General features: G+C 34.4%; 7 protein-coding genes, 2 tRNA genes and 3 rRNA genes. 3 read left to right on the forward strand and 9 right to left on the reverse strand.

Annotation, left to right across the window (positions count from 1 at the left end):
- Positions 1 to 4: 4 nt before the first annotated feature.
- Both ACTS9J_RS11305 and ACTS9J_RS11310 read right to left on the reverse strand, forming a co-directional pair.
- Positions 5 to 898: a helix-turn-helix domain-containing protein gene (locus ACTS9J_RS11305; RefSeq protein ID WP_221856399.1), complete on the reverse strand. Its 894-nt coding sequence runs from the start codon at positions 896 to 898 to the stop codon at positions 5 to 7.
- 101 nt (positions 899 to 999) lie between these two features.
- On the reverse strand, positions 1,000 to 1,926 hold the full coding sequence (locus ACTS9J_RS11310; RefSeq protein ID WP_448353256.1) for a 2-hydroxyacid dehydrogenase: 927 nt from the start codon (positions 1,924 to 1,926) through the stop codon (positions 1,000 to 1,002).
- Positions 1,927 to 2,067: 141 nt separating this feature from the next.
- Between ACTS9J_RS11310 and ACTS9J_RS11315 the strand changes: the two genes are divergently transcribed.
- Positions 2,068 to 4,095 carry a M3 family metallopeptidase gene (locus ACTS9J_RS11315; RefSeq protein ID WP_448353257.1) on the forward strand — a complete coding sequence of 676 codons (2,028 nt, stop codon included), beginning with the start codon at positions 2,068 to 2,070 and terminating at the stop codon, positions 4,093 to 4,095.
- Between the two features lie 55 nt (positions 4,096 to 4,150).
- On the opposite strand, the gene ACTS9J_RS11320 is transcribed toward ACTS9J_RS11315, so the two are convergent.
- Together ACTS9J_RS11320 and ACTS9J_RS11325 are read right to left on the reverse strand one after the other, a co-directional pair.
- Positions 4,151 to 5,494 (reverse strand): ammonium transporter, encoded by a 1,344-nt coding sequence (locus tag ACTS9J_RS11320; RefSeq protein WP_115001189.1) that lies wholly within the window; start codon positions 5,492 to 5,494, stop codon positions 4,151 to 4,153.
- Between the two features lie 212 nt (positions 5,495 to 5,706).
- A complete protein-coding gene (locus tag ACTS9J_RS11325; RefSeq protein ID WP_115001191.1) occupies positions 5,707 to 6,231 on the reverse strand; it encodes a GNAT family N-acetyltransferase in 525 nt (174 codons plus the stop codon).
- Between the two features lie 101 nt (positions 6,232 to 6,332).
- Between ACTS9J_RS11325 and ACTS9J_RS11330 the strand changes: the two genes are divergently transcribed.
- Together ACTS9J_RS11330 and ACTS9J_RS11335 are read left to right on the forward strand one after the other, a co-directional pair.
- Positions 6,333 to 8,915: a flippase-like domain-containing protein gene (locus ACTS9J_RS11330; RefSeq protein ID WP_448353258.1), complete on the forward strand. Its 2,583-nt coding sequence runs from the start codon at positions 6,333 to 6,335 to the stop codon at positions 8,913 to 8,915.
- Positions 8,905 to 9,612 (forward strand): virulence factor, encoded by a 708-nt coding sequence (locus ACTS9J_RS11335; RefSeq protein ID WP_219035223.1) that lies wholly within the window; start codon positions 8,905 to 8,907, stop codon positions 9,610 to 9,612. Before ACTS9J_RS11330 ends, ACTS9J_RS11335 begins: the two co-directional genes overlap by 11 nt.
- Positions 9,613 to 9,826: 214 nt before the next feature.
- Here ACTS9J_RS11335 and rrf (ACTS9J_RS11340) read toward each other — a convergent pair.
- The 5 genes from rrf (ACTS9J_RS11340) to ACTS9J_RS11360 all read right to left on the reverse strand — a co-directional run bounded on the left by rrf (ACTS9J_RS11340) (position 9,827) and on the right by ACTS9J_RS11360 (position 13,522).
- Positions 9,827 to 9,934, reverse strand: a 5S ribosomal RNA gene (gene rrf / locus ACTS9J_RS11340).
- Positions 9,935 to 10,018: 84 nt separating this feature from the next.
- A 5S ribosomal RNA gene (rrf, locus tag ACTS9J_RS11345) occupies positions 10,019 to 10,127 on the reverse strand.
- Positions 10,128 to 10,337: 210 nt separating this feature from the next.
- Positions 10,338 to 13,119: ribosomal RNA gene (locus ACTS9J_RS11350) — 23S ribosomal RNA — on the reverse strand.
- 211 nt (positions 13,120 to 13,330) lie between these two features.
- Positions 13,331 to 13,404: transfer RNA gene (locus ACTS9J_RS11355), tRNA-Ala, on the reverse strand.
- 44 nt (positions 13,405 to 13,448) lie between these two features.
- Positions 13,449 to 13,522, reverse strand: a tRNA-Ile gene (locus ACTS9J_RS11360).
- Between the last annotated feature and the right edge of the window lie 101 nt (positions 13,523 to 13,623).

A 13,623-nucleotide genomic window follows, 5' to 3' on the forward strand; every position in this document is an offset into this window, starting at 1 on the left:
ATTATTAATTAGAAGCTATGAAAGTTCTTGGAGAAACACCGGCATAATTTTTGAAAAATTTACTAAAAACTGAGGTATCTATAAAATTTAATTCTGTCACAACATCAGAAACACTATTTTTTGGGTTCTTTAGCAAGACTTTTGCCTCTAATACAATGGCTTCAGCAATGATTTGTTTGGGTGATTTATTAAAGACTTCGACAATAATTTTAGTCAAATGTTTACGACTAATAAACATTTCATCTGCATAAAATTGTACATTACGCTGACGACGAAAATGAGTTGAAACTAAATACAAAAACTGCTTAGCCAATTCCTCCTTTCTGACTTCTTTCGTTGTACTTTTTGCCGTTACAGCTTGGTTGTAGTAATTTCCCATCTCATACATCAACACTGAAAAGTGATGTAAAACCAAATCTTTTGCAAAGATATTTTCATTCTTGATGGTATATTTACTAATCTTATTCAGATTGTAGCGCATATCACGTACAATCTTTTTATCTAAAGAAATGATTTTAGGATATTTGGACGATAAAAATTCTACTAAATTATTGGATTTCACGTGAAAACCAGCTTCAATAATCAGATCTGAATCAATGAAGATTGCTTGAACAGCAAAATCAGCCGAATGCTCTATAATCTCGAACAACTGACCTGGAAGAACCACAATAATATCGTCACGTTTGATTAATGTTGGTTCTAAATTCACCGTGATTTCACATGTTCCTGCTGTGATTAAAATCAACCCAAGCGACGTAAACTTATAAGGTTTTCGTTTTACAAAATAATAATTGTTCTCAGGACCTACGTCAAAGATTGCTAACCGACGATCAGTTGCTTCTTCTTTGTAAGTTCTTAAAATATTATCAATTGAATAAAGTTGAATATAATCACTCATTTTTAGCTTTTATTTTTTCAAATACAATGTTAAAAGATTTTTTTGACAAGTAAAAACATAAATGCGTCTTTTTAACAAAATCTTACGTCATTTTGGTATATCTAATAACCTCTTTCTAATGAAACTTCATTCAATAAAGCTTCGTTATTTTTCATTCTGTTATAGTTATCTGCAACTTGTTTTAGAGCAGTTGTTGCATTTGTAACACTCGCAATATGAGGTGTTACATAAATATTTTCATTCGTCCAAAAAGGGTGATTTTCAGGTAAAGGTTCTTCTACAAAAACATCTAAATAAGCCTCTTTTATTTTTTTTTCTTCGATTGCAATTAATAAATCCTTTTCGACCAAATGTGCTCCACGACCAACATTAATCAAAACTGCATGAACTGAACATTCTTTAAAAAAGTCTTTATTCAAAATACCTTCTGTATCATCTGTCAAAGGCAAAATATTGACAATAAAATTAGTTTTAGAAATCGCAGCATTCAAGCCTTCTTTTCCAGAAAAAGATTCTACTCCATTTATATTTTTTGGCGAATTCGACCAACCTTTGACTTGAAAACCTAACGCAACAAATTGCTCTGCTACTAACTTTCCGATTTCACCTAATCCTAAAATAGTAATAGTTGTTTCCTTGATATTTTGATAAATAGTAGGCTTCCACTCTTTACGAACTTGATCTTTATAATACGTCAATAGATTTTTCATTGAAGTCATAACACAAGCCAAAACATGCTCAAACATTTCTTGCTTCAAAGCAGGATCAACAATACGTGTTACCTTTATTGAATCTGGAATTTTGGTATGCAACAAATGGTCAATTCCTGCTCCAACAGATTGTACAACTTTTAGATTTGGAAATTCAGCCACATAATTTTTGTGCGGTTTCCAAGTTGCAATAAATTCTACATCTTCTAGATTTGAGATATTTGGATAAACTTCAACTTTCGTATCTGGCAACAATTCTTGTAAATTTCTTTGCCATTCTTCTGTTGATTTTTGATTGAATATTAAGGCTAAACTCATAATTGATTACTTTTAAAACAAATGTAAATAACTCCAAATTAATCACACATTAAATTTGACGATTTGTCAGATTTCTTACATTTGGATTAGAATTTGAAAGAGTTCAAACAAATATATTTTAACTAAAAAAATACACTATAAATGACAAATCCGTTATTAGAAAAATTTGAAACACCTTTTGAAAGTGCTCCTTTTTCTAAAATCAAAAATGAAGATTACAAACCTGCTTTTATCCAAGCAATTGAAGAGGCGAAAGCAGAAATAGATGCAATTACTGCGAATCCTGAAGCGCCAACTTTTGCAAATACAATTGAAGCAATGGAACTTTCTGGTGAAAAATTAGGACGAATTTCTTCTATTTTCTTCAACCTTAATTCTGCTGAAACGAATGATGAAATTCAAGAAATTGCACAAGAAGTTTCGCCTTTATTATCTGAATTTGGAAATGATGTTCGCTTAAATCAAGATTTATTTGAACGAATTAAAATCGTTTATAATCAAAAGGAATCGTTGATTTTAACCGATGAACAAGCTTATTTATTAGAAAAAAAATACAAAGGTTTTTCTAGAAATGGTGCAAACCTAAACGAAGAAGACAAAAATAAATTACGCGAAATAGACAAACAGCTTTCGATGTTATCGTTGCAATTTGGACAAAATGTTTTGGCTGAAACAAATGCATACGAATTGATTATTACTGATGAAAATGATTTGAAAGGTTTACCTCAATATGCTATTGATCAAGCAAAAGCCGATGCAGAACAAAAAAATCACGAAGGTTGGTTGATTACGTTGCAAGCACCAAGCTATATTCCATTTATGCAATACGCAGAAAACCGTGAATTAAGAGAAAAATTGTTTAGAGCAAATGGTGTAAAAGCTTATCAAAATAATGAATTTAATAACGAAGAAAATGTCAAAAATATCGTAAAACTTCGTCACGAACGTGCTAAAATATTAGGTTATAAAACGCATGCTGATTATGTTTTGGAAGAACGTATGGCAAAAACACCAACAACTGTTTTAGATTTCTTGAATGATTTATTAACGAAAGCAAAACCATTTGCGGAAAAAGAAATTGAGGAATTAACTGCATTTGCAAAAGAAACTGATGGGATTGAAACATTGCAACGTTGGGATCATGCGTACTATGCTGAAAAACTAAAACAGAAAAAATTCAGTCTTTCTGACGAAGAATTGAAACCTTATTTTCAGTTAGAAAATGTGATTCAAGGAGCTTTTGATGTGGCGACAAAATTATATGGAATTACATTTAAAGAAATTCATAATATTGATAAATACAACGATGAAGTAACAACTTATGAAGTTCTAGATAAAAATGGAGCGTTCTTAAGTTTATTGTATGCAGACTTTTTCCCGCGTGCAAGAAAACGCCCTGGTGCTTGGATGACAAGTTACAGAGAAGCCTCTAATGTGAATGGAAATACCAAACGTCCGCACGTTTCGATTGTTTGTAATTTTACAAAACCAACGAAAGACACCCCGTCATTATTGACATTTCAGGAAGTGACAACATTGTTCCACGAATTTGGACATGCGCTACACGGAATGTTACCAAATACAACGTACGAAAGTCTTTCTGGAACAAATGTTTATTGGGATTTTGTTGAATTACCCTCTCAATTTTACGAAAACTTTTGTTACGAACCAGAAGCTTTAAAATTATTTGCAAAACATTATCAAACAGGAGAAATTATTCCGCAAGAATTAATTGAAAAAGTAAAAGCTTCTTCAAGTTTTATGGAAGGTTATCAAACTGTTCGTCAATTGAGTTTTGGATTATTGGATATGGCTTATCATGCGAATGATTTGGCTGAAATCAATGATTTACAACAATTTGAAAAAGAAACTTTCAAACAAACAGAGTTGTATCCAGAAATTGATAAAAATATGATGAGTACATCCTTCTCTCATATTTTTCAAGGTGGATATTCATCTGGTTATTATTCATATAAATGGGCAGAAGTTTTGGATGCAGATGCCTTTGCATTCTTCCAAGAAACTGGAATTTTCAATCCAGAAACAGCTCAAAAATTCTATAAACTTTTATCATCTGGAGGAACAGTAGAACCGATGAAATTGTACGAAGAATTTAGAGGTCATAAACCAACAGCAGATGCTTTATTAAAGCGTGCTGGATTAGTATAAATTGAAAATCCGACTACAAAAAGTAGTCGGATTTTTTTATAATATCATTGTTTAATTAATGTAAACTTTCCTCGTGTTGCGACAAATCTAATCCTTCGAACTCTGCTCTATCACTCACACGTAAGTGAATCATTTTATCCGTAATATAAAATAAAGCAATCGCACCGAAAAAAGTAAATAACGAGACAAACAACAAAGCAATCATATGATGTGCAAACACATCCACCCCGCCATGTAACAAACTCGCATTTTCACCATGTGCAAAAATAGCTGTCAAAATCATTCCCATTATTCCTCCGACACCATGACATGCAAAAACATCTAAAGTATCGTCAACTCGTTTTAATACTTTCCAATGAACCATTACATTTGAGACAATAGCAGTAATAAAGCCAAAAAATATACTTTCAGGAATTGTAACAAATCCACAAGCTGGAGTGATTGCTACTAATCCAACTACAGCCCCTATACATGCTCCCATAGCAGAAACGCTACGACCATTAATTCTATCAAAAAGTATCCATGTCATCATTCCAGAAGCAGAAGCAATTGTTGTTGTTCCGAAAGCTAAAGCTGCTGTGGCATTTGCTCCCAAAGCTGAACCAGCATTGAAACCAAACCATCCGAACCATAACATTCCTGTTCCAAGCATAACAAATGGAATATTTGCAGGTTTGTGTTCTCTGTTTTTACGTTTACCTATCACCAAAGCTCCTGCTAATGCTGCAAATCCTGCACTCATATGAACAACAGTTCCTCCAGCAAAATCTTTTACGCCAAAATATTTATTCAATAAACCTTCTGGATGCCAAACCATATGACAAAGCGGTGTGTAAATGATTAAACTAAACAAAATCATAAATAACAAATATGAAATAAAACGCACTCTTTCAGCAAAAGAACCTGTTACAAGCGCTGGTGTAATGACTGCAAATTTCATTTGAAACAATGCAAATAAGACAAATGGAATTGTAGATGCCATGTCTTTGTGTGGAAATGCCCCGACATGATTAAAAAATGGATAACTTAATGGATTACCAATAATTCCGTAATGTTCTCCATTTATTGTAAAACCGATTGATTCACCAAAAGACAGTGAAAACCCAACTACAACCCACAAAATCGAAATCACACCTAAGGCAATAAAACTTTGCAACATGGTAGAAATAACATTTCGTTTCCCCACCATTCCTCCATAAAAAAATGATAAACCTGGCGTCATCAATAACACCAATCCTGCAGCTGCTAAAATCCAGGCGACATCTGAATTTACAATATTTTCTTCGCTAAGGAATTCTCCTGTATTTGGAATATCTACAACTGGTTTCCAAAATAATCCAGCTAATGCAACTAGTGTTATAATTGCAAAAGCTACTTTCCATTTTAATCCAACTTTCATAAGTTTTTAATTTTAACCCTATCAAAATTAGATTATTTTTAAATAAAATCATTTATTTTTAATTACACCCTATAAAAATTAGGGGTTAAAATATTAATTTTACACTTTAAACATAGTTGCCCTATACAAATTCATAAAAAAAGATTCCAAAAAAGGAATCTTTTTATCAATTTGATTATTTAGTTTTTCTAAATTCTATCTAAAATATTCAATTATGTTAAATTCTGAATAATTTTCTGAAAAGCTTTTCTTGGGCTTCCATCAAAATAAACTTCGCCACAATAATGATAACCTAACTTTTCAAAAACACGCAACATTCCAATATTATCAAAGTTGGTATCAACTTTTATATTCTGTATTTTCTTTATAATTGCTATTTTTTCAATTTCATCCATCGTCCAAGTTCCTAAACCTTTTATCTTAACATCTTGTGCAACAGCCAATCGATGTATGACAATATATGGATCATCATTCATCCATTTTCCTTCAATTGCTGTATAAGCAGGTTCTATCTCATCAATAATTGCAACATATCCTATGATTAGATTATCAACATTCTCAATTATATAACCAAAACCATTTGAGATATCATTTTTTACAACATCTAGATTTGGATAACCATTTTGCCATTGATTACTTCCCTCCTCTTTTCTTTTCTCAATTGCTTGTTGCAAAATTTCCCAAATTCTATCTGCATCATTCAAAATAGCTTGACGTAAATTTAATCCAGTCTCCATATCTTATTTTTATTTTCAATATAAGTTATTTTTAAGCAAATCATAAGTTTTGATATTTAATTTTTTGATAAATTAATAGAACTAAACAATGTCATACAAACATGAGGTTTCCAAAATCTATAAAATATGTAAAAATACCTTGGCAACAAGTTTTAGCAATACTTATTTTATTACTCGCATTTGTATTTTTCAGAAGCGAACGCAAAGAAATGATGCAAATTATTCCGAGTATTCAAAGCGCAAAACCTATTTGGCTATTGATCGGTTTCGGAATAACGATTCTCTATATTTCGCTGCAAGCTGCAATGTATATCACAAGTTTCAAAGCAGTTGGTTTACCTCTTAAATTTTGGGACGCTGTCAATTTATTTCTCAAACGAAATTTTATCAGTGTTTTTCTACCAGCGGGCGGAATTAGTTCTTTGGCTTATTTACCCAAACAAATCAAAAAGCAACAATTTGAAACAAATAAAATCATTCAGGCAAGTTCTATTTATGGTTTTATTGGATTATTAACGGTTTTCATCATTGGCGTTCCTATCATTATTTATAGTATTTACGTCAACAAATATTTTAATGATTCGTGGATATCATTAGTCATTTTGGGCATAATTTTAATTCTAGTTTATTTCATTTATAACTCATTCAAAACCAAAAATAAATTCTATCAAATTATAGAAAATAAATTTCCAAAGATTACGGAAGAAATCAATCCAATTTTTGAAGCTTCTTTAGACAGGAAAAATATTAATCTCACAATTCTAATTTCAACAATCATCGAAATTACTGGGATTTTACACGTCTACATCGCAATGTTAGCGTTAGGTATTCAACCCACTTTTGATGCAGCAGCTTTGGCTTATACGATTTCTGTTTTATTGATGATTATTTCGCCTTTTTTGAGAGGTTTGGGTGCTGTAGAATTTACGATGGTGTATATTTTAACACAATTCGGCTATTCTCATAACCAAGGTTTAGCTACAACTTTATTGTACCGCGTTTTCGAATTTTGGCTGCCTTTAGGTTTTGGATGTTTGAGTTTTATGTGGCGTGGAAGAAAACTATTTGCACGAATTTTTCCTGCTGTTATGATTTTTACATTAGGAATGATTAATATAATTTCAGTCATCACTCCTCCTCTTGCAGAACGTTTGCATTTCGAAAAATTGTATTTACCAATCGAATTCATGCATCTTTCAAAATTGATGATTCTATTTGTCGGAATTGCTTTATTGATTACTTCATCTTATCTCATCAAAGGATTAAAATCTGCATGGATTTTTGCTTTAATATTTGCCATACTTTCATTTTTTGGAAATATATTCAAAGCATTGGATTACGAAGAAGCTGGATTCGCATTTTTCACAATCGTGCTATTAATTTACAGCAGGAATCAATATCCATTGAAAACAAATTTGAAACGATTAAGACAAGGATTCTCTATTTTTTTAATGGCATTTTTTGCAATTTTTATTTTCAATGTTTTAAGTTTTTATTTCATTGATAAACGTCATTTTGGTGTAGATTTCTCTTGGAATCAAGCTTTTTATTATACATTTCAAAACTTCTTATTATTCAGCGAAAACAATTTAGTTCCGAGAACAACCTTTGCCGAAGATTTTAAAGACATCAATATCTTTTTTGGATTTAGTTCTTGGATATTATTGATTTTAGCATTTTTTAGAGCTAAAAATTATAACACAAAAGGTATTCAGGATTATGAAGAAGCAGAAGAAATCGTCGAAAAATATGGTAATTCAGCATTAGATTATTTTAAATTAATGGATGATAAAACTCTTTATTTTTCTTCAAATATTGATGGTTTTGTCGCGTATAAAATCGGTTTAAATTTTGCTATTGTTTTGGATAATGTTGTATGTGATGCAAAGCATAAATCAGATTTAATTTCAGAATTCGAGAACTATTGCAAAACAAAAGGTTTGAAAACTGCTTATTATCGAGTTTCGGAAAACTATTTAATTGATTTCAGAAATTTAAAAAAACAATATTTATTAATTGGTCAAGAAGGAATTATTGAAGTTGATTCCTTTAATCTTCAAGGTAAAGAACGTAAATCGATGCGAAATGCATTGAATACTTTAGAGAAAAAAGGTTTTAAAACAGAAGTTATTTTGCCTCCTTTGACAGAAGAATTTTTAAATGAAATTGAATCTGTCTCAAATGAATGGTTAAAAGAATTTGATAAAAAAGAAATTGTATTTGCAGAAGGTAAATTTGACAGAGGAATATTAAAAAATCAAACGATTATTACGCTGAGAAATGAAGAAAATAAAGTGGTTACATTTCTGAATGTTATTCCAGATTATGCAAAAGATGAGATGACTTACGATTTATTTCGAAGAACTGTCAATTCGCCAAATGGTAGTATGGATGCGGTGATAATTGCATTAATTAATCGCGCCAAAGCAAATCAAAAGAAATATATCAACATTGGTTTAACTCCTCTGGCTGGTTTAGATAAACCAAATAATATTGCCGAGCAACTCATGAAATTTGCTTATCAACGAATTGGGACGTTTAAACAATATCAAACAATGCGCGATTTCAAAGAAAAATACGCCAATTATTGGATCAACAAATACATCATTTATGATAATGAAGTGGAACTTATTCAACTTCCACAAGCGTTAAATAGAGTTATGAAACCTCAAGATGAAAACTAAAAATCTCATATTATTTGGATTGATTATCACTACAATTGGTTTGTATATCGTACGTACAAAAGGAGATGATGTGGATATCAAAGATCCTTTACCGCTTAAAATATGGGAGAATAAAAATGACACTAAACCTATCTTGTTTTATTTAAGTGGAGATGCTGGATTAGGACCTTTTTCAAAATCAATTTGTAAAAATCTTTATCAGAAAGGCTATGATATTTATGCTTTAAATTCTAAAGTTTATTTTTGGAATGAAAGAGATCCTAAAAAAACGGCTGAAATATTAAGTCAATTTTTAGAAGAAAAGTTCAAAAATCACAAAAATCAAAAAGTTGTATTTATCGGTTATTCTTTTGGTGCTGATGCGATTCCATTTATTATCAATGAGCTTCCGACAAAAACCAAAGATCGAATTCATCAACTTATTCTTTTAGATCCGTATGAAACTGCTGATCTTGAGATTCATTACAAAAATTTAATTTTTGAAAACGTAAGCGGAAAATGGAATACAATTCCAGAAATTAATCAATTACCTAACTTACATTTATCTATTATTTTAAGTGATTATGGAAAAAATTATCCCTACAATAAAATTACTTTAACCAATAAAAACATAATTTATTTGGGTGGTAATCATCACTTTAACCGAAATTATCAAAAAGTAACTGAGACTATTACTAAGCAATTAAAGTCAAATTAGAAAATATTCATTTAACATAATTACATCTTGTGATATTCCGAACTTTTTTGTTTTAAAATCATCAAGCTCTCTTTTAATTTGTTAATCGTAGAATAAGAATGAAACTTATTCTTATTTAGTTGAATGGTGTAAAAATTATCATAATACTTTCTAGCTAACTAAAAGTTTAAAACATAAAAAAACCTCAAGAACTAAATCTTGAAGTTTAAATAAAAACTGGCGATGACCTACTCTCCCGCAATAGCAGTACCATCGGCACTGAAAGGCTTAACTTCTCTGTTCGGAATGGGAAGAGGTGAGCCCTTTCGTAATAATCACCCTAATATTTTTTGTATTTTTAATCAGGTTTACATCCTGATGATTCGATAAAAAAGCCTCAAGTTGTTCACTTGAGGCTTTTGATAAAAACTGGCGACGACCTACTCTCCCGTAAGTAACAGTACCATCGGCGCAGGCAGGCTTAACTTCTCTGTTCGGAATGGGAAGAGGTGAGCCCTGCAGCTATAGTCACCCTAATATTTTTGTATAGGTTTAGTTCCTATTATATCTTGACATTATTAGAAGCTCTATGCATTAAGCTTAAAGCCTTCACACAATCTTTGGTATTACATTATTAATCCAAATAAGATTAACTAACCTTCTCTATGACGATTAAATCAATCTTAGTATTTAATCTTTTTAATTTTTGATATTGCTATCATTAGCTTTGATTCGTTCTACTTTTTTAGAAAAAGTCTATGGGTAATTAGTACTACTCGACTATGACATCACTGCCTTTACATCTATAGCCTATCAACGTTGTAGTCTACAACGACCCTTTAAAGAAGTCTTATCTTGCGGCGAGTTTCGCACTTATATGCTTTCAGTGCTTATCTCTTCCAAACGTAGCTACTCAGCGGTGCACCTGGCGGCACAACTGATACACCAGAGGTTTGTTCAACACGGTCCTCTCGTACTAGAGTCAACTCCGCTCAAACTTCTAACGATCACAACAGATAGAGACCGAACTGTCTCACGACGTTCTGAACCCAGCTCGCGTGCCACTTTAATGGGCGAACAGCCCAACCCTTGGGACCTTCTCCAGCCCCAGGATGTGACGAGCCGACATCGAGGTGCCGAACCTCCCCGTCGATGTGAGCTCTTGGGGGAGACTAGCCTGTTATCCCCGGAGTACCTTTTATCCTTTGAGCGATGGCCCTTCCATACGGAACCACCGGATCACTATGTCCTGCTTTCGCACCTGATCGACTTGTTGGTCTCACAGTCAAGCACCCTTATGCCATTACACTCTACGCACGGTTACCAAGCGTGCTGAGGGTACCTTTGAAAGCCTCCGTTACTCTTTTGGAGGCGACCACCCCAGTCAAACTACCCACCATGCACTGTCCTTCCATAAAGAAGTTAGGCTCCAAGTAAATAAAGGGTGGTATTTCAACAATGACTCCACAATACCTAGCGATACTGCTTCATAGTCTCCCACCTATCCTACACATTATTTACCCGAAGTCAATACAAAGCTATAGTAAAGGTTCACAGGGTCTTTTCGTCCCGTTGCGATTAACCGGCATCTTCACCGATACTACAATTTCACCGAGATCATGGTTGAGACAGTGCCCAGATCGTTACACCATTCGTGCAGGTCGGAACTTACCCGACAAGGAATTTCGCTACCTTAGGACCGTTATAGTTACGGCCGCCGTTTACTGGGGCTTCAGTCAAAACCTTCGAGTTACCTCTAAGCTCCTTCCTTAACCTTCCAGCACCGGGCAGGTGTCAGACCCTATACGTCATATTTCTATTTTGCAGAGTCCTGTGTTTTTGATAAACAGTCGCCTGGGCCTTTTTACTGAGGCTGACATTGCTGTCAGCGACCTTTCTCCCGAAGTTACAGGTCTATTTTGCCTAATTCCTTAACCATGAATCGCTCGAGCGCCTTAGGATACTCTCCTCGACCACCTGTGTCGGTTTACGGTACGGGCTGCACATCTCGCTATTTCTTGGAACAATTTTCAGAGGATTATCACTCTAACCGAAGTCTTCGTGTACTATCCCTACTTTACGTAGGTTCAACGTACTATTCCGTCAGTACGCACCTCCTACAATCATTCGTCACTTTTATTGAGTGCAGGTACGGGAATATTAACCCGTTTGCCATCCACTACCCCGTTAGGGTTCGTGTTAGGTCCCGACTAACCCTCAGCTGATTAGCATAGCTGAGGAATCCTTAGTCTTACGGCGAATAAGTTTCTCACTTATTTTATCGTTACTCATGCCTACATTTTCTTTTCTAAAAGCTCCACCACCCATTACCAGGTGACTTCTGCGCCGTTAGAATGCTCCCCTACCAGTAGTACTAATGTACTAATCCATAGCTTCGGTAATATGCTTATGCCCGATTATTATCCATGCCGGATCGCTCGACTAGTGAGCTGTTACGCACTCGTTAAATGAATAGCTGCTTCCAAGCTAACATCCTAGCTGTCTATGCAATCCAACCGCGTTTTTTCAACTTAGCATATATTTGGGGACCTTAGCTGATGGTCTGGGTTCTTTCCCTCTCGGACATGGACCTTAGCACCCATGCCCTCACTGCCTAGAAACATATATTAGCATTCGGAGTTTGTCAGGAATTGGTAGGCGGTGAAGCCCCCGCATCCAATCAGTAGCTCTACCTCTAATATACTTTACTAAACGCTGCACCTAAATGCATTTCGGGGAGTACGAGCTATTTCCCAGTTTGATTGGCCTTTCACCCCTACCCACAGGTCATCCGAAGACTTTTCAACGTCAACCGGTTCGGTCCTCCACTTTGTGTTACCAAAGCTTCAACCTGCCCATGGGTAGATCACAAGGTTTCGCGTCTAATACTACTGACTATAGCGCCCTATTCAGACTCGCTTTCGCTACGGCTCCGCACCTGAAGTGCTTAACCTTGCCAGCAACATTAACTCGTAGGCTCATTATGCAAAAGGCACGCCGTCACACTTACGTGCTCCGACCGCTTGTAGGCGTACGGTTTCAGGTTCTATTTCAACTTTCTATTCGAAATGCTTTTCACCTTTCCTTCACAGTACTAGTTCACTATCGGTCTTTGAGGAGTATTTAGCCTTGGAAGATGGTCCTCCCATATTCGGACAGAATTTCTCGTGTTCCGCCTTACTCGTTATCAACTTAATAAAAATTTCATTTACGGGACTATCACCCTCTACGGTTAACCTTTCCAGGTTATTCTATTATCCTTATTAAGTCTTTAGGGCTAATCCGCGTTCGCTCGCCACTACTTACGGAATCTCAATTGATTTCTTTTCCTATTGGTACTTAGATGTTTCAGTTCCCAACGTTCGCTCCCATTGCTGGGTGACATGCCTTCAACATGCCGGGTTGTCCCATTCGGAAATCTACGGATTAATGCGTATGTGCCGCTCCCCGTAGCTTATCGCAGCTTATCACGTCCTTCATCGCCTCTCAAAGCCTAGGCATCCGCCGTACGCCCTTTGTAACTTTTTTCTCGATTTAACCGTCATATTATGAGCGGTTATGTTAATCTTACTCGTTTTCTTGATTAATTGTATACCTTTATAAAACTTTGATTTATTTCTAAATCTGTTTGTTTTTGATTGTATGCGATTATAAATAAATTATAATCTGTTTCTAATAATGTCAATGAACTCTTCTGCTTTAGACGAATTTCGAACTTCGAGATTCGTTTATCGCTTCGTGGAGAATATCGGAGTCGAACCGATGACCTCTTGCGTGCAAGGCAAGCGCTCTAGCCAGCTGAGCTAATCCCCCTCTTTGTCGTATTTCGAAATTCGTTAACCGAAATTCGTTTTTAGTAGTCTCAGGCAGACTCGAACTGCCGACCTCTACATTATCAGTGTAGCGCTCTAACCAGCTGAGCTATGAGACTCTTTAATACTCTTAAAGAGTGGTCTTTTGTTAGTTGTAAGTCTTAAGTTATAAGTAATAAGTTTTTATTCCTTAATCTTTTACTTTATCTTAACCTCTATC

The sequence above is a fragment of the Empedobacter sp. ULE_I140 genome, assembly GCF_053482575.1.

Bases quoted from the DNA above. Each gene is read 5' to 3' on its own strand.
- ACTS9J_RS11305 (WP_221856399.1), bottom strand. From the start codon at position 898: ATGAGTGATTATATTCAACTTTATTCAATTGATAATATTTTAAGAACT.
- ACTS9J_RS11310 (WP_448353256.1), bottom strand. From the start codon at position 1,926: ATGAGTTTAGCCTTAATATTCAATCAAAAATCAACAGAAGAATGGCAA.
- ACTS9J_RS11315 (WP_448353257.1), top strand. From the start codon at position 2,068: ATGACAAATCCGTTATTAGAAAAATTTGAAACACCTTTTGAAAGTGCT.
- ACTS9J_RS11320 (WP_115001189.1), bottom strand. From the start codon at position 5,494: ATGAAAGTTGGATTAAAATGGAAAGTAGCTTTTGCAATTATAACACTA.
- ACTS9J_RS11325 (WP_115001191.1), bottom strand. From the start codon at position 6,231: ATGGAGACTGGATTAAATTTACGTCAAGCTATTTTGAATGATGCAGAT.
- ACTS9J_RS11330 (WP_448353258.1), top strand. From the start codon at position 6,333: ATGAGGTTTCCAAAATCTATAAAATATGTAAAAATACCTTGGCAACAA.
- ACTS9J_RS11335 (WP_219035223.1), top strand. From the start codon at position 8,905: ATGAAAACTAAAAATCTCATATTATTTGGATTGATTATCACTACAATT.